Below are 15,404 nucleotides of genomic sequence, written 5' to 3'. Positions count from 1 at the left end.
TTGGCGGAAGTTAATTATTGTTACATCTTTCGAATCCTATTAATCCGCAACCCGTTCTGTTGCTTTTTTTGCGCCTTCTGTAGGGAGATTGTTAAAAAAGAAACATAATCCAACTATATGTTCTGTATAGGTTTCCACCTGGTGTGGAGACAAATTGCCATAAATGGGAGGGAAATCTTCTTCAGGACACTTTTTGGGCTTTTAAAGTTACGATAAAACCCGGTAATATATGGGAGATAAACTATCAGTAGCGTTATCCCTAATTCTGGAGATTATTCCTTTGATCAACGTACTTCTTGTTGATGACCACGAACTAGTGCGCGCAGGGATACGACGCATTCTGGAAGATATAAAAGGGATTAAAGTTGTCGGTGAGGCCTGCTGCGGCGAGGATGCCGTTAAGTGGTGCCGTGCGAATCCTGTGGACGTCGTCCTGATGGATATGAACATGCCTGGTATTGGGGGGCTTGAAGCGACGCGAAAAATCGCGCGCTCCATTGTCGATACCAAAGTGATCATGTTGACCGTGCATACTGAAAATCCGCTGCCTGCGAAGGTCATGCAGGCTGGCGCCGCCGGTTACTTAAGTAAAGGTGCTGCCCCGCAGGAAGTGGTAAATGCGATTCGTTGTGTTGCTTCGGGTCAACGTTATATCGCTTCCGATATCGCCCAACAGATGGCGCTCAGTCAGATTGAACCGGAAAAAACGGAATCACCGTTTGCCAGTTTGTCTGAACGCGAGTTGCAGATTATGCTGATGATCACTAAGGGCCAAAAGGTCAATGAGATCTCAGAACAGTTAAATCTGAGTCCCAAGACGGTGAATAGCTATCGTTATCGAATGTTCAGCAAATTAAACATTCATGGCGATGTGGAGCTAACTCACCTGGCAATTCGCCATGGCCTGTGCAATGCGGAGTCGTTAGCAAGTCAGTGAGTAATGTTTTTGACGCAAAAGCTTTCCTCAAGACGGTGACCAGCCAACCGGGCGTCTATCGTATGTATGATGCTGGTGGTACCGTCATTTATGTTGGCAAAGCAAAAGATCTGAAAAAGCGCCTTAGCAGCTATTTTCGCAGCAACCTGGCTTCGCGTAAAACCGAGGCTCTGGTGGCGTTGATCGCGCAAATTGACGTGACCGTTACCCATACCGAAACGGAAGCGCTGCTGCTTGAGCATAACTACATCAAGCTGTATCAACCGCGTTATAACGTGCTGCTGCGTGACGATAAATCCTATCCCTTTATTTTCCTCAGCGGCGATACCCATCCACGACTGGCGATGCACCGTGGCGCTAAACACGCCAAAGGCGAATATTTTGGCCCATTCCCTAACGGCTATGCCGTTCGCGAAACGCTCGCGCTGCTGCAAAAAATTTTCCCCATTCGCCAATGTGAAAATAGCGTCTACCGCAATCGATCTCGTCCCTGTCTGCAATATCAAATTGGCCGTTGTTTAGGACCGTGCGTCGCCGGACTTGTAAGTGAAGAAGAGTACCAGCAGCAGGTAGAATACGTGCGGCTGTTTCTCGCCGGGAAAGACGATCAGGTATTGACGCAACTGATTGCCCGGATGGAAAAGGCCAGCCAGGCGCTTGAATTTGAAGAAGCCGCCCGCATCCGCGATCAGATCCAGGCGGTACGTCGGGTGACGGAGAAACAGTTCGTTTCCAATAATGGTGACGATCTGGATGTTATCGGCGTGGCTTTTGATGCCGGAATGGCCTGTGTGCATGTGCTGTTTATTCGCCAGGGTAAGGTTCTCGGTAGCCGCAGTTATTTCCCGAAATTTCCGGGTGGCACTGAGTTGGGTGAGGTAGTGGAAACCTTTGTGGGGCAGTTCTATCTACAGGGCAGCCAGATGCGAACCTTACCGGGGGAAATTTTACTCGATTTCAACTTGAGCGATAAAACCCTGCTTGCGGATTCGTTGTCCGAGCTGGCCGGTCGTCGGGTGAATGTGCAGACTAAACCCCGCGGCGATCGCGCGCGTTATCTGAAGCTGGCGCGCACCAACGCCGCCGTTGCGCTTACTACCAAACTGTCGCAACAATCAACGGTCAGCCAACGTCTGCAGGCTCTGGCGACACTACTTAAGCTGCCGGCGGTGACGCGGATGGAGTGCTTTGATATCAGCCATACCATGGGGGAGCAAACCGTCGCATCCTGCGTGGTGTTCGATAGCAATGGTCCGCTACGGGCGGAATACCGCCGCTACAATATTACCGGTATTACCCCTGGTGATGATTACGCGGCCATGAATCAGGTATTACGACGCCGGTACGGTAAAGCAATTGAAGAGAATAAAATCCCGGACGTTATCCTGATAGACGGCGGTAAGGGCCAGCTTGGTCAGGCCAAAGCCGTGTTTGCCGAACTGGATGTGCCATGGGATAAAAATCATCCGCTACTGCTGGGGGTGGCGAAGGGGAGCGATCGTAAAGTCGGGTTGGAGACGTTATTCTTTGAGCCAGAAGGTGAGGGCTTTAGTCTGCCGCCGGATTCTCCTGCTCTGCATGTTATCCAGCACATTCGCGACGAATCCCACGATCACGCTATCTCAGGGCATCGTAAAAAACGGGCGAAGGTGAAAAGTACCAGTACACTTGAGACGATTGAGGGTATTGGCCCGAAACGCCGACAAATGTTGTTGAAATATATGGGGGGTCTGCAGGGGTTGCAGAAAGCCAGCGTAGAGGAAATTGCGCAAGTTCCGGGTATATCTCACGGACTGGCAGAAAAGATCTACTACTCGTTGAAACATTAGGGGCTCTGTAGCACCATAGGGCTAATTAACACTTACAACATACAGTTACCCGTTACCATGCAATTTAATATTCCGACGTTGCTCACTCTGTTTCGCGTTATTCTGATACCGTTTTTTGTGCTGGCGTTCTATCTGCCTTTTAGCTGGGCGCCTTTTGTCTGCGCATTGATTTTCTTTGTTGCCGCTGTTACCGATTGGTTTGATGGCTATCTGGCGCGTCGCTGGAACCAGAGCACTCGCTTTGGCGCCTTCCTTGATCCGGTTGCGGATAAAGTGATGGTGGCTATTGCCATGGTGTTGGTCGCAGAACACTATCATACCTGGTGGGTGACTTTGCCGGCAGCGACAATGATCGCGCGTGAAATTATTATTTCTGCTCTGCGCGAGTGGATGGCTGAGCTGGGTAAACGCAGCAGCGTAGCCGTATCATGGATTGGTAAAGTGAAAACGACGGCCCAGATGGCGGCACTGGTCTGGATGCTGTGGAGGCCTAATGTGTGGGTGGAGTGGGCTGGTATCGTTCTGTTCATGGTTGCTGCGGTGTTGACGCTGTGGTCAATGTTACAATATTTGAACGCTGCGCGCGGCGATTTGCTTGAACAGTGATCGTTTCGACGCAAATTTCAGCAAACGACACGAAGTTGCGAAAAATACCGTTGACTCACCGCGTGAGATAAGTAGAATGCAACGCATCGAACGGCGGCACAGTCTTCCAGACGATAACAAAATCAAGTGATTAGCTAATCTACTTGATGATGCGGGAATAGCTCAGTTGGTAGAGCACGACCTTGCCAAGGTCGGGGTCGCGAGTTCGAGTCTCGTTTCCCGCTCCAAATTAAAAGCATCGGCAGTAGCGGGTGTTTAGGTATTAAAGGCGCGTTAGCAAAGCGGTTATGTAGCGGATTGCAAATCCGTCTAGTCCGGTTCGACTCCGGAACGCGCCTCCACTTTATATCCCGAGCCCGGATGGTGGAATCGGTAGACACAAGGGATTTAAAATCCCTCGGCGTTCGCGCTGTGTGGGTTCAAGTCCCACTCCGGGTACCATTGGGATAAAGTAGAATAATCAAAGCAATAAGCAGTGTCGTGAAACCACCTCCGGGTGGTTTTTTCATTTCCGAAGCGTCATTTCCTGACATCATTCCTAATATACTCCACCTGCAGAGATAGACTCCGAGTGCTATAAACGTTATTTGTCCTATGACAAAACCTGCGGTGCTTGCTACGCTTAACGGGATTTTCGAACCAGGCAACAGGAGTAGGGGAAATATGTTTACCGGATTGTGTGCTTTTCCGCTGACGCCGATGCGCAACAATGAAGTAGATAGTCGCGCGCTAATAAAAATCATCGAACGTCTGGTCTCGGCGCGAGTTGATTCGCTGGGCATTCTGGGCTCAACCGGCAGCTACGCCTATTTGAGCCGCGAGCAGCGCAAAATGGTGGTCCTGGCGGCAAAACAACATGCGCAAGGGGTCCCGATGATGGTCGGGATAGGCGCGATGGCTACGGATATGATTCTACGTCTTGCTGAGGATGCTCAGCAGGCGGGGGCGGATGCTGTGCTGCTACCGGTGCTGAACTACCAGCCTCTGACGGATGATGAGGTGTTTACACTGTTCCAGACGGTTAACCGCCATGTGTCGGTACCTATTTGTATCTATGATAACCCGCGCACCACCCACAGAGCCTTTTCTGATGCGCTTGTTGAGCGTATTGCTTCGTTATCCAATATCGCATCAATCAAGATCCCCGGTTTGCCGGCCGACCAGGCTGGCGTCAGAGTGGCGACGCTTCGTCAGCGATTGCCGCAGCGAGTGAGTATTGGCGTCAGCGGCGACGCTTTTGCCGCGGCAGGGTTTAACGCTGGCTGTAATCTGTGGTATTCCGTTTGCGCCGGTCTGTTCCCGCAAATTGCCCAAAATATTACCGCAGCAGCGTTAAGTGGCGAGCGGCAGCAGGCATCGGCACTAAGCGAACGTCTGGAGCCATTATGGGCATTGTTCAGACAGCACGGTAGTCTCAAAGTGATTGCCGCTGCCGCCTCTATTCTTGAACTAGCCGAAGTAGAGTGTTTACCGCGACCATTAGCCCCGCTTTCCACGGATGCCATTAACGATGTTAAATCGGTCATGGATAAGCTTGATCTACGCTGAAGTTTGGCGTCTGTTCCCTCCCTATTTTTGTCAGGAAACTCGTAAACTATTTAAGGTAATATATTACCAGCGTTGCAGATAATGCTGAATTAATGTCCTTTGGGGATGTGATGCCTTTATGGCAATATAACTATATATGAGGGATCTTATGGCCACGTTGCTTGAAAGCTACGGGAACTGTTTTCGAAAATATGCCACTTTCCGCGGCCGATCCGCGCGCCAGGAATATGTGGTTTTTACCATTGCTAACTTTATATTGTCCGCGATCCTGGGATTGATCCCCGTCGTTGGCGGTATCTTCGGGTTAATTATTATCATTCCGGGGATCGCGGTTGCGGTGCGTCGTTTGCACGATCTCAACAAATCCGGCTGGTGGTTGCTGGCGCCCTACGGCATTATGCTGATCGGTCTGATTGGTATTGCCGCTACCGTCGAAGAGGGTAGAGCCGCAGTATGGGTATGGGTGATCGCGCTGGGCGGCCTGGCCGCGTTGGTAATGTCGATTTGGATGATTTTTACCCGTGGTACCGTTGGCAGCAACCGCTTTGGTGATGAACAGAACGATGACAACAGCGGCGGTAATTCGATGGGCAAGAGTTCTGCCGCGGATGATGTCAGAGAGCGCCTGGCACAGGCTAAGAAAATGCTTGATGACGGCGTTATTAGCGCAAGTGAATACGAAGTGATGCGCGCTAATATCATTAAAGATATGTAACCGATCCGCCGCCGGGCAGGCCCGGCGTTAATAAATTCACCTGTGTGAGCGAGAGCGGGTAGTTTTCTCCTCCCATTTTCGCTACTGTAAGCGCCATTTTTCTACCATCATGAGCCTGTAATGAAAACCGGACCCCTGAACGAAAGTGAACTTGAGTGGCTGGATGAGATCCTGTCGAAATATGCCACCGAGGGCGCCATCCTTGATGTTTCCGAACTTGATGGTCTATTAACGGCTATCTTATCCGGGCCGAGCGAAATCGAACCAGCACAGTGGCTGCTTGCTATCTGGGGCGGGGCGGATAATGTACCGCGCTGGGCTAACGATCGCGAGCGCGACCGTTTCGTTAACCTGACGCTGCAGCATATGAGCGACATCGCTGAACGCCTGGCTGACTATCCGGAGCAGTTTGATCCGCTGTTTGGCACCCGCGAGTTTGAAGGCCAGGAACTGACCATTGTTGAAGAGTGGTGTTTCGGCTATATGCGTGGCGTTGCCCTCTGCGACTGGTCGACGTTACCTGCGGAACTGCAGCCACAGCTTGATGCCATTGCGTTACACGGAACGGAAGAACGCTTCGAAGCGCTCGATACGCTGACCGCGGATGAATTTGTCGAAAGCGTTGATAGCATAAAGCCCGCCGCGCTGGCTTTATATAATTACTGGATGGAGAATGCTCAGCCGACGGCCGTGCAGCAACCGGTAAGAAATGAGACCAAGGTGGGGCGTAATGATCCTTGCCCCTGCGGTAGCGGCAAAAAGTATAAGCAGTGTTGTTTAGCTAAATAACTAAAGGGGCCAACCAGGCCCCTTTTGTTTACCCCACAGCGGGTAATAATCCTGCCACAATGCTGAATTGAATGGCCACTATCGCCACTCCACAGCCCAATACCAGCCAGAGCGCAATCGAACCGCCCGGTACACGCCAGGTTGCCTGTGGGTGCAGTTTTCGGCTTTTCATTACTAATAATGATGGCAACATCAGCGCCAGTACGGCGAGCGCCACGCCGGCGTAGCCCAGCGCCATCACGAAACCTCGCGGATAGAACAGGGCGAAAGCCAGCGGCGGCAGGAAAGTGATGACGCCGCTCTGTATACGTCCGGCAGGGGTATTTTTACGCTGGAACAAATCTGCCAGGTAATCAAACAAACCCAATGCGACGCCGAGGAAAGACGTCGCCAGAGCGAAGTCGGCGAACAGATGTACCGCCACCTCTACATGCGGCGAGGCGACAACGTCGCGGATTGCTGCCAGCAGGCCGTTCAGGCCGGAATTCTGCGCCAGCACGGCGGTAAAGGCCGGAGAGTCGATGCTGCCAAGCGTGGCGAGTTGCCAGAAAATATAGGCGACCAGCGGAATAAAGCTACCGATGATAAAGACGCGGCGCAGCTTACGAATATCGCCATTCAGATAGCTAACGATGCTGGGAATACTACCGTGAAAACCAAACGAGGTGAAAATCACCGGAATAGCGGACAGCGCCAGGCCTTGCTGTAACGGCAGAGTCAGGAGATTTATCTGGTGAATATGCGGCAGCAGCAGCACCAGCATCACCGCGAGGAAGATAATTTTGGCGCTGAATAAAAAGCGGTTAAACAGATCGACCAGGGAAGTCCCTATGCAAACCACTGCGCCGCCAATGCCGGTAAAGAGCAATACGCCGGCAGAAGGCGGTAGGTTCCAGTTCAGCCACTGATTCAGACTGGAGGCCAGCAGCTCCCCAGCGCCGCTGATATAGGCCGCCGTAAGCGCATACATCAGAAAAAGCATACAGAAACCGGTGACCCATTGGCCGTAGCGGCCGAGATAGCGCGCCGCCAGTGAGCCTAACCCCATATCCGCAGGGACATGCTGATAGACTTCCAGCAGCAGCAGGGCGGTATAGCACATCAGCGCCCACAGCGAGATCAGTAATACCAGGGTGACGCCAAAACCGACTCCCGCCGAAGCGAGCGGCATCGCCAACATACCGGCGCCAATGGTGGTGCCGGCAACGATTAAAATACTACCCAGAGTGCGGTTCTTCACGCTTTTCTCTATCTATGAAGGAAGGAACGAATAATTATGTCGCGCAGAGTATGTGAAATGAGTGATTTCGTCAAATGATGGTTACAAGTGGTGTAATTATATCTTTACGTCTCTGGGGGGCAGAAAAGACTGCGTTGGCGCAAAGCCGCCAGGCGCATGCTGATATATGCTGCCTGCTTTTCAGGAGGAGTTATGTCATCTATTCACGGTCATGAAGTATTACAGATGATGATCGCATCGGGCGAGTCGTACAACGTTGCCAGTCTCGAAGCGGCCATTAAGAGGCAATTTGGCGAAGATGCTCGCTTTCACACCTGCTCGGCGCAGGATCTGGACGCGGCGCAGCTGGTGACGTTTTTGCAGCAGAAAGGTAAATTCATTGCGGTGGAAGAGGGTTTCAATACCAGCGAGAGTAAAATTTGCCGTCATTGAGCGCGCGGCGGCCAGGGCGGCCGCCGCTGTGGGAATTAGTTTTGCGTGTCGAGGGTTGCCAGTTCTTTATCGATAAAGTACAGGCCTTCACCGCTTTTACCGGCAAGGGTCAGTTTATCAATAACAGATTTGAATAATTTCTCTTCTTCATGCTGTTCTGCTACGTACCATTGCAGGAAATTAAAGGTCGGGTAATCCTGATTGGTCATCGCGGCATGCGCCAGTTCATTAATTTTTTGCGTAATTAACTGTTCATGTTCATAGGTCTGACGGAACAGTTCATCAAGTGAAGCATATTCGGCAAACGGCGAGCTAATAGCGTTAATACGCGGCAGGCTGCCGGTATCGGTCAAATAGTCGAACAGGCGCTGCATGTGCGTCATTTCTTCCTGCGCGTGGCGGCGGAGAAAGGCGGCTGCACCTTCAAAGCTATGGTAGCTGCACCATGCGCTCATCTGCTGATAAAGCAAAGAAGAATAAAGCTCAAGATTCATTTGCTCATTAAGTTTTTCGATCATTTCTGCTTTCAGCATGGCGTCCACTCCGGAAATAAAGATTAAATCATAGTGTGCCGTCACTATAATTTGTTAGTAATTTATTTGCAAAAAGTAAATTAAAAAAATTAATTATTAAAAATGCAAATGGGAATAAAACGCATTGGCAATATAATAATAAATGAGAATGGTTTTAATTTGATATTTATTTCGTAAGTTATCGCGCGAAGCGAAACAACGAATATTTAATGTTCTGAACCTGAAAGGGGAAAACTGGGCTGAGGGAGGCTCAAAATGTGACGCGCTAAGATTTTTGTAAAACAGCTTTTCATAAAGTTTGAAAACGCATTTATGAAGTAGTAGAGTCCTGTTAACGCTAACGAACTATCGGGCCGTGCCCGCAGAGCATTCAGGAGAGTGAAGCATGAAAATCGCACTGATGATGGAAAACAGCCAGGCTAGCAAAAATGCCATCATCCTCAACGAGTTAAACGCCGTTGCCGATGAAAAAGGCTTCCCGGTTTACAACGTAGGAATGAGCGATGAGCACGATCATCATCTCACCTATATCCATCTGGGCATCATGGCCAGCATCCTGCTGAATTCTAAAGCGGTCGATTTCGTGGTGACCGGTTGCGGCACTGGCCAGGGGGCGTTGATGTCATTGAATATCCATCCGGGAGTGGTCTGTGGTTATTGTATCGACCCTGCGGATGCCTTCCTGTTTGCCCAAATCAACAACGGTAACGCGTTGTCGCTGCCTTTTGCTAAAGGCTTTGGCTGGGGGGCGGAATTGAACGTGCGCTTTATTTTTGAGAAGGCCTTTACGGGCCGTAATGGCGAGGGGTATCCGCCGGAACGTAAAGAGCCGCAGGTCCGCAATGCCGGGATCCTGAATAAAGTGAAAGCGGCGGTGGTGAAAGAAAATTATCTTGATACCTTACGAGCTATCGATCCGGAACTGGTAAAAACCGCCGTTTCCGGGCCGCGGTTCCAGCAATGCTTCTTCGAAAACTGCCAGGATAAAGAAATCGAAGCTTTCGTACGCCAGATTATAGGCTAATAGGGCTTTTCAAACAGGCCTGCATCAATACGCGGGCCTGTTTGTTATGGTCGTTCTTTACTGGATACCGTGCTGCCGGCATCTCGCGTAAGATGTAGCGTATCAATCATCCCTACCAAACAAATCAGCGCAATAAAGACAAACGCCAAGCGGAAGCTAATTCCCGGTAGAGTCGCCAGATTCAACCACTCGCTCAACTGTTCACCGATGCGGATGCCGATGGCGCCGAGAGTGATACCGAGCCCAACCGCCAGCTGTGAAGCGGTGCTGAACAGCGTATTGGCATAACTCATCTGCGCGGAAGGAACGTCGGCAAAAGCGAGCGTACTGACGCCGGTAAATTGGATGGAACGGAACACCCCGCCAAGATAGAGGATCAACATTATCAGCCATACCGGCGTTTGCGGCGTTAACAGCGCGCAGGCAAGTAGCGAGGCGACATTCAGCGCACCGTTAATCAGCAATAAGCGGCGAAACCCCAACCAGCGGATGAGCGGCGTGGTTGCAGGCTTGATAGTGAGATTGCCGACAAAAACGGCCAGCACCAGCAGTCCAGAATGAAAAGGATCCATGCCGAAACCCACCTGGAATAGCAATGGAAGCAGGAATGGGACGGCGCTTATCGACGCGCGAAACAGTGAACCGCCGTACATGGTTACCCGGAATGTAGGAACCTGCAAAGCGTCCAACCGTACCATTGGCCAGGCGGCGCGGCGGAAATGGCGTAGAGCGAAAAACATACAGCCGATACCTGTCGCCATGAGCGCCAGCGTTTGCCAGCTCTGTGGCTGTCGGTCGCCGAGTCGTTCCATCGCTGCCACCAGGCTTATCATCGCCAGTGACGTCGTCAGAAAACCGGGTAGATCGAAGGGGCGGCGTTCTTCTTCACGGATATTGGGAATGATGCGTAGCGAGAGCGCCATCGCCAGTAGTCCGAGCGGCACGTTAATAAAAAAGATCCAGTGCCAGCTGGCGTAACTGGTAATAAAGCCCCCGAGCGGCGGGCCGATTATCGGTGCGACCAACGCCGGCCAGGTCAGCGTGGCTATTGCCTTGATGAGCTGATCTTTGGGAGTGGTGCGCAATACCGCCAGGCGCCCGACGGGGACCATCAGCGCGCCGCCGACGCCCTGTAGAATGCGCATTGTCACAAAGCTTTCGATGTTGCGCGATAAACCGCAGAAAACGGAGGCGAGGGTAAAAATGGCGAGGGCCAGCGTAAACACTTTCCGCGCGCCGAAGCGGTCGGCGATCCAGCCGCTGGCGGGGATCAGTACCGCGAGGGTGATCAGGTAGGCGCTGATGCCAATATTGAGCGCGACCGCCGCTACGCCAAAATCCTTTGCCATATCAGGCAGGGCGGTAGCGATGACCGTGCCATCGAGAAATTCCATAAAGAAAGCGCCAGCCACCAATAATGCCGGGGCGGAAAAAGCGCCTGTTTTTGGCGTAATTGTTGTTGTACCCATTGTGTCGTTGCCATAGCAAAATGAATAAGTATCTTTGCGGTACGTTTTCTTTTCGCCGCTCCCGCACATGTTTTTTTATCTGGTGCGATTTAGGTTACTATTACGCTCCTGAAAATAGGAGTAAAAAATGTCTCAACCTTTCACTGAACAAGATGAGTTGGTTTCCGATGTCGTCGCATGCCAGCTGGTCATCAAACAGATCCTTGATGTGATTGACGTTATCGCCCCGGTCGAAGTGCGCGAAAAAATGGCGACGCAGTTAAAAGCGATTGATTTTGCGAGTAACCCTGCTTCGGCGGATCCGGTGACGCTGCGCGCAGTACAAAAAGCAATTGCACTGATTGAACTGAAATTTACCCCGCAGGGTGAGGCGCACTAGCTTTATCTCTGAGAAGTTGATTGCCTGGCCGTTCCAGTCTGGAACGGCCAGATTCAATTAGTGCTTTTGTGGCGAGATGAGATTGAGTAGTCGACGGTCTGTCTGCTCCATACCGAGCCCGGCTTTATCAGCAGTACGTATTTCTTCAAGGACGGTTTGCAGTAACAGCCCATCTTGCTGCTGCTCTTTTTCCAGCAGAGTCAAAAAACGCCACGTCGTGTCATCGCGCTGCGCTTTTGCTTCCTGCGCCAGGCCGGACAGCATGCTGCTACGTTGCTGATACTCTTCGAGAGTTTTGGCAAACACTTCTTCAAGCGTTGTGCATTGCGGGGGATAGCTTTCGTCGGCTTTGACAATTGGCCAGGCGCCGGCCTTTTTCATATAGTCAAAAACCTGCATCATTAACGTCACGCTGGATTGCGCACGGGTGCGCAAGAAGGTTGCTGTGCCGTTGAGACGCTGCTGCGCGCACCATTCACCTAAATGTAGATAAACATTTGATGCGTGAAACTCAAGATTAATCTGGGTATTTAATTTCTGAACCATTCCTGGAACTGCCATAACAATATCCTTATTTATCCGCAAGGGAAGTATGACGCGCTACCATCGCCTCGCACAGGCGAGTTTTGCAAGCGCAACGCAATAGGCAGGAAATAAACACGGTGCAATCCATTTGCACGTGACTATTTATTTATATCTGCCGTTACATCAAGAATACCCTTATGTTCCGAATAAGAAAACTCTCAACATGCGTTATTTACGATTTGTTACAACATCAGTTTTACTGCTTGTTTTAATTGTCTTTTTTGTGGTTTTTAAATCGTAATGTATTGAATTTAAATGGTTATATTCAAGGGTTCGTAGGGCTAGTAAATTTGTATTAATGAAGTTGATTTAACGGTAAATTCATATATCGATCATAGCTTATTCATTATTCGAAAATAGCGAGAGGATAATGAACTTGTGATAGATCATCTTTTGTTAGAAGTGGAAGAATAACATATAAGCTGGCGGCAAATCGCAGGACAGAGTAGCCCGGGATGGCGTTAGCGAACCTACAAGGATAAGTCTGCTGGTGATATGGATTATTGTGCCACGCATAACGCTAATTGTCTGACAATTAGCGTTTTTTTTATGTCATTTTTTGCTGAATTTATGTACGCAACTACTGTAATTCTGCGGTGTGATGACGCTCTCGTATGGATAAATAATTTCCAGTTAAAACTATTTTAACAACGGCAATGTTGATTGCGATTTTTCTAATGCCTTGTTTTAAGACCGATAAAAAATTTAAGTCCGATTTTCCCCTACAGAAAAGCGAATTAAAGCTGGAGTTTACCATGCACAAATTTACTAAAGCGCTGGCGGCCATTGGCCTCGCGGCGGTTATGTCACAATCAGCTATGGCTGAAAACCTCAAGCTCGGTTTCCTGGTGAAGCAACCGGAGGAGCCCTGGTTCCAGACCGAGTGGAAATTTGCTGATAAAGCCGGTAAGGATTTGGGCTTTGAGGTGATTAAAATCGCGGTGCCAGATGGTGAAAAGACGCTTAATGCGATCGACAGTCTCGCCGCCAGCGGCGCGAAGGGATTTGTCATCTGCACGCCGGACCCAAAACTGGGGTCGGCGATTGTTGCGAAGGCTCGCGGCTATGACATGAAAGTTATCACCGTTGACGATCAGTTTGTTAATGCCAAAGGTAAGCCGATGGAGAGCGTGCCGCTGGTCATGATGGCCGCCAGCGAAATCGGCGCTCGTCAGGGGCAGGAATTGTATAAAGAGATGCAAAAACGCGGCTGGGACGTGAAAGATACCGGCGTGATGGCGATTACCGCCGATGAACTGGATACTGCCCGACGCCGTACCACTGGCTCGATTGACGCATTGAAAGCAGCGGGGTTCCCGGAAAAACAGATCTATCGTGTACCGACCAAATCTAACGACATTCCTGGAGCGTTCGATGCCGGTAACTCCATGTTGGTGCAGCATCCGCAGGTTAAGCATTGGTTAATCGTGGGTATGAACGATAACACCGTGCTGGGCGGCGTACGGGCAACTGAAGGCCAGGGCTTTAAAGCGCCGGATGTTATCGGCATCGGTATTAATGGTGTTGATGCGGTGAACGAGCTTTCGAAAGCCCAGCCGACGGGGTTCTATGGATCTCTGCTGCCAAGCCCGGATATCCATGGCTATAAAACCAGTGAGATGCTCTACAACTGGGTGACCAAAGGCACCGAGCCGCCGAAATTTACCGCCGTGACTGACGTGGTGCTGATTACCCGCGACAACTTCAAACAAGAGTTGGCGAAGAAAGGGCTGTAAGGCCGGGTTCATTCTGCCTCCCGCTCTGGCGGGAGGTTATGCGTAGAAGAGCGGAGTCGTTATGCAACAATCTATCCCTTATCTCTCATTTCGCGGTATCACCATGACGTTCCCGGGCGTTAAAGCACTGTCTGACATCAGCTTTGACTGCTATCGCGGGCAGATCCACGCGTTGATGGGTGAAAACGGCGCCGGGAAGTCCACCCTCTTAAAAATTCTCAGCGGTAACTACATTCCAACTGCCGGGCATCTGCAAATTGATGGTCAGCAAATGGCATTTACGAATACTACCGCTGCGCTAAATGCTGGCGTAGCGATTATTTATCAGGAACTTCATCTGATCCCGGAAATGACCGTTGCCGAGAATATCTATCTTGGTCAGTTACCGCATAAAGGCGGCATTGTGAATCGGTCTTTATTGAATTATGAAGCGCGGCTGCAGTTGGAACATCTGGGACTGGATATCGACCCGGAAACGCCGCTGAAGTATTTGTCGATCGGCCAGTGGCAGATGGTGGAGATCGCCAAGGCGCTGGCGCGTAACGCGAAGATTATTGCATTTGATGAACCAACCAGCTCACTCTCTGCGCGCGAAATCGACAACCTTTTTCGCGTGATTCGCGAGCTGCGTGAAGAAGGGCGAGTGATTATTTACGTCTCGCACCGTATGGAGGAAATTTTCGCCCTCAGCGATGCCATTACCGTGTTTAAAGATGGCCGCTACGTGCGGACCTTTGACGACATGCGGCTGGTGGATCACGATGCCCTCGTGCAGGCGATGGTGGGGCGTAATCTTGGCGATATCTATGGCTGGAAAGCGCGTGAATATGGCAGCGAGCGGCTGCGACTGGATCAGGTTAAAGCGCCTGGTGTCAGAATGCCAATCAGTTTATCGGTACGCAGCGGTGAAATTGTCGGCCTGTTTGGTCTGGTCGGCGCCGGGCGCAGCGAACTAATGAAGGGGCTGTTTGGCGGCAGCAGAATTACCAGCGGTCAGCTCTATATTGATGGTCAGGCGATAAATATTCGCAAACCGGCGCAGGCGATTCAGGCGGGCATGATGCTGTGTCCGGAGGATCGTAAAGCCGAGGGCATCATTCCGGTACATTCGGTGCGTGACAACATCAATATCAGCGCGCGGCGTAAGCATATTCATGCCGGCTGCCTGATTAACAATGCCTGGGAAGCGAGTAATGCCGAACAACATATCAAATCGCTCAATATCAAAACCCCGGGAGCTGAGCAGTTAATTATGAATCTCTCCGGTGGTAATCAGCAAAAAGCCATTCTGGGCCGCTGGTTGTCGGAAGAGATGAAGGTGATTCTGCTTGATGAACCGACCCGCGGCATTGATGTCGGCGCAAAGCATGAAATCTACAACGTTATCTATGCGCTGGCAGCTTCTGGCGTGGCGGTTGTTTTTGCCTCCAGCGACCTGCCAGAGGTGCTCGGCGTCGCCGACCGCATCGTGGTGATGCGCGAAGGTGAAGTGGCCGGTGAATTGCTGCATGAAGATGCGAATGAACAGCAGGCGCTGAGCCTTGCGATGCCTAAAGTCAGCCAGGCCGTAGCCTGAGTAAGG

Annotated in this window: 15 protein-coding genes and 3 tRNA genes; 14 read left to right on the top strand and 4 right to left on the bottom strand. The window is 50.9% G+C overall.

The genetic code is table 11. The features are described 5' to 3' along the window. Positions 1-280: 280 nt before the first annotated feature. From uvrY to AC2CGP_RS05200, 9 genes are all read left to right on the top strand, one after another. Positions 281-937 (top strand): UvrY/SirA/GacA family response regulator transcription factor, encoded by a 657-nt coding sequence (uvrY, locus tag AC2CGP_RS05240; RefSeq protein ID WP_015705978.1) that lies wholly within the window; start codon positions 281-283, stop codon positions 935-937. Then, entirely contained in the window at positions 934-2,766 is a 1,833-nt protein-coding gene (gene uvrC, locus AC2CGP_RS05235; protein WP_213759634.1) for an excinuclease ABC subunit UvrC, read from the top strand. The genes uvrY and uvrC overlap by 4 nt, the downstream gene beginning before the upstream one ends. 57 nt (positions 2,767-2,823) lie before the next feature. Then, positions 2,824-3,372 (top strand): CDP-diacylglycerol--glycerol-3-phosphate 3-phosphatidyltransferase, encoded by a 549-nt coding sequence (gene pgsA / locus AC2CGP_RS05230; RefSeq protein ID WP_015705976.1) that lies wholly within the window; start codon positions 2,824-2,826, stop codon positions 3,370-3,372. A gap of 151 nt (positions 3,373-3,523) precedes the next feature. Next, positions 3,524-3,599: transfer RNA gene (locus tag AC2CGP_RS05225), tRNA-Gly, on the top strand. A gap of 40 nt (positions 3,600-3,639) precedes the next feature. Beyond that, positions 3,640-3,713, top strand: a tRNA-Cys gene (locus tag AC2CGP_RS05220). Between the two features lie 13 nt (positions 3,714-3,726). Then, positions 3,727-3,813, top strand: a tRNA-Leu gene (locus tag AC2CGP_RS05215). Between the two features lie 222 nt (positions 3,814-4,035). Further along, positions 4,036-4,920, top strand: coding sequence for a dihydrodipicolinate synthase family protein (locus AC2CGP_RS05210; protein WP_163365938.1), 885 nt, complete (start codon positions 4,036-4,038; stop codon positions 4,918-4,920). 136 nt (positions 4,921-5,056) lie between these two features. Beyond that, positions 5,057-5,635 carry a DUF805 domain-containing protein gene (locus AC2CGP_RS05205; protein WP_411324574.1) on the top strand — a complete coding sequence of 193 codons (579 nt, stop codon included), beginning with the start codon at positions 5,057-5,059 and terminating at the stop codon, positions 5,633-5,635. A gap of 120 nt (positions 5,636-5,755) precedes the next feature. Next, positions 5,756-6,424 carry a YecA/YgfB family protein gene (locus AC2CGP_RS05200; protein WP_015705973.1) on the top strand — a complete coding sequence of 223 codons (669 nt, stop codon included), beginning with the start codon at positions 5,756-5,758 and terminating at the stop codon, positions 6,422-6,424. A 28-nt stretch (positions 6,425-6,452) separates the two neighbouring features. Here AC2CGP_RS05200 and tyrP read toward each other — a convergent pair whose 3' ends face one another. Further along, on the bottom strand, positions 6,453-7,664 hold the full coding sequence (gene tyrP / locus AC2CGP_RS05195) for a tyrosine transporter TyrP (RefSeq protein ID WP_086630362.1): 1,212 nt from the start codon (positions 7,662-7,664) through the stop codon (positions 6,453-6,455). 192 nt (positions 7,665-7,856) lie between these two features. Here tyrP and AC2CGP_RS05190 point away from each other — a divergent pair, with 192 nt between their 5' ends. After that, positions 7,857-8,096, top strand: a complete 240-nt coding sequence (locus tag AC2CGP_RS05190; protein WP_032714842.1) for a YecH family metal-binding protein — start codon at positions 7,857-7,859, stop codon at positions 8,094-8,096. Positions 8,097-8,131: 35 nt separating this feature from the next. Here the strand turns inward: AC2CGP_RS05190 and ftnA are convergent, their stop codons facing one another. Beyond that, positions 8,132-8,629: a non-heme ferritin gene (gene ftnA, locus AC2CGP_RS05185; RefSeq protein ID WP_015365960.1), complete on the bottom strand. Its 498-nt coding sequence runs from the start codon at positions 8,627-8,629 to the stop codon at positions 8,132-8,134. Between the two features lie 385 nt (positions 8,630-9,014). On the opposite strand from ftnA, the gene AC2CGP_RS05180 reads away from it, so the two are divergent. Then, positions 9,015-9,653: an RpiB/LacA/LacB family sugar-phosphate isomerase gene (locus tag AC2CGP_RS05180; protein WP_015705970.1), complete on the top strand. Its 639-nt coding sequence runs from the start codon at positions 9,015-9,017 to the stop codon at positions 9,651-9,653. Positions 9,654-9,697: 44 nt separating this feature from the next. On the opposite strand, the gene AC2CGP_RS05175 is transcribed toward AC2CGP_RS05180, so the two are convergent. Further along, positions 9,698-11,122, bottom strand: coding sequence for an MFS transporter (locus AC2CGP_RS05175; RefSeq protein WP_042893474.1), 1,425 nt, complete (start codon positions 11,120-11,122; stop codon positions 9,698-9,700). Between the two features lie 127 nt (positions 11,123-11,249). Here AC2CGP_RS05175 and AC2CGP_RS05170 point away from each other — a divergent pair, with 127 nt between their 5' ends. After that, positions 11,250-11,501 (top strand): DUF2766 family protein, encoded by a 252-nt coding sequence (locus tag AC2CGP_RS05170; RefSeq protein WP_015365964.1) that lies wholly within the window; start codon positions 11,250-11,252, stop codon positions 11,499-11,501. 57 nt (positions 11,502-11,558) lie between these two features. Here AC2CGP_RS05170 and AC2CGP_RS05165 read toward each other — a convergent pair whose 3' ends face one another. Further along, positions 11,559-12,062, bottom strand: a complete 504-nt coding sequence (locus AC2CGP_RS05165) for a non-heme ferritin-like protein (RefSeq protein WP_032714841.1) — start codon at positions 12,060-12,062, stop codon at positions 11,559-11,561. A 779-nt stretch (positions 12,063-12,841) separates the two neighbouring features. Here AC2CGP_RS05165 and AC2CGP_RS05160 point away from each other — a divergent pair. Both AC2CGP_RS05160 and araG read left to right on the top strand, forming a co-directional pair. Next, positions 12,842-13,822, top strand: a complete 981-nt coding sequence (locus AC2CGP_RS05160; protein WP_015705967.1) for an arabinose ABC transporter substrate-binding protein — start codon at positions 12,842-12,844, stop codon at positions 13,820-13,822. A 61-nt stretch (positions 13,823-13,883) separates the two neighbouring features. After that, entirely contained in the window at positions 13,884-15,398 is a 1,515-nt protein-coding gene (araG, locus tag AC2CGP_RS05155) for an L-arabinose ABC transporter ATP-binding protein AraG (protein WP_020078451.1), read from the top strand. Positions 15,399-15,404 lie beyond the last annotated feature (6 nt).

Source organism: Klebsiella sp. SYXHC3 (genome assembly GCF_057196925.1).
Note: the sequence above shows the minus strand (reverse complement) of the source record. Positions and strands in the feature narration are given on the sequence as shown.

Bases quoted from the DNA above. Each gene is read 5' to 3' on its own strand.
- pgsA (WP_015705976.1), top strand. From the start codon at position 2,824: ATGCAATTTAATATTCCGACGTTGCTCACTCTGTTTCGCGTTATTCTG.
- AC2CGP_RS05210 (WP_163365938.1), top strand. From the start codon at position 4,036: ATGTTTACCGGATTGTGTGCTTTTCCGCTGACGCCGATGCGCAACAAT.
- AC2CGP_RS05205 (WP_411324574.1), top strand. From the start codon at position 5,057: ATGAGGGATCTTATGGCCACGTTGCTTGAAAGCTACGGGAACTGTTTT.
- AC2CGP_RS05200 (WP_015705973.1), top strand. From the start codon at position 5,756: ATGAAAACCGGACCCCTGAACGAAAGTGAACTTGAGTGGCTGGATGAG.
- AC2CGP_RS05190 (WP_032714842.1), top strand. From the start codon at position 7,857: ATGTCATCTATTCACGGTCATGAAGTATTACAGATGATGATCGCATCG.
- ftnA (WP_015365960.1), bottom strand. From the start codon at position 8,629: ATGCTGAAAGCAGAAATGATCGAAAAACTTAATGAGCAAATGAATCTT.
- AC2CGP_RS05180 (WP_015705970.1), top strand. From the start codon at position 9,015: ATGAAAATCGCACTGATGATGGAAAACAGCCAGGCTAGCAAAAATGCC.
- AC2CGP_RS05175 (WP_042893474.1), bottom strand. From the start codon at position 11,122: ATGGGTACAACAACAATTACGCCAAAAACAGGCGCTTTTTCCGCCCCG.
- AC2CGP_RS05170 (WP_015365964.1), top strand. From the start codon at position 11,250: ATGTCTCAACCTTTCACTGAACAAGATGAGTTGGTTTCCGATGTCGTC.
- AC2CGP_RS05165 (WP_032714841.1), bottom strand. From the start codon at position 12,062: ATGGCAGTTCCAGGAATGGTTCAGAAATTAAATACCCAGATTAATCTT.
- AC2CGP_RS05160 (WP_015705967.1), top strand. From the start codon at position 12,842: ATGCACAAATTTACTAAAGCGCTGGCGGCCATTGGCCTCGCGGCGGTT.
- araG (WP_020078451.1), top strand. From the start codon at position 13,884: ATGCAACAATCTATCCCTTATCTCTCATTTCGCGGTATCACCATGACG.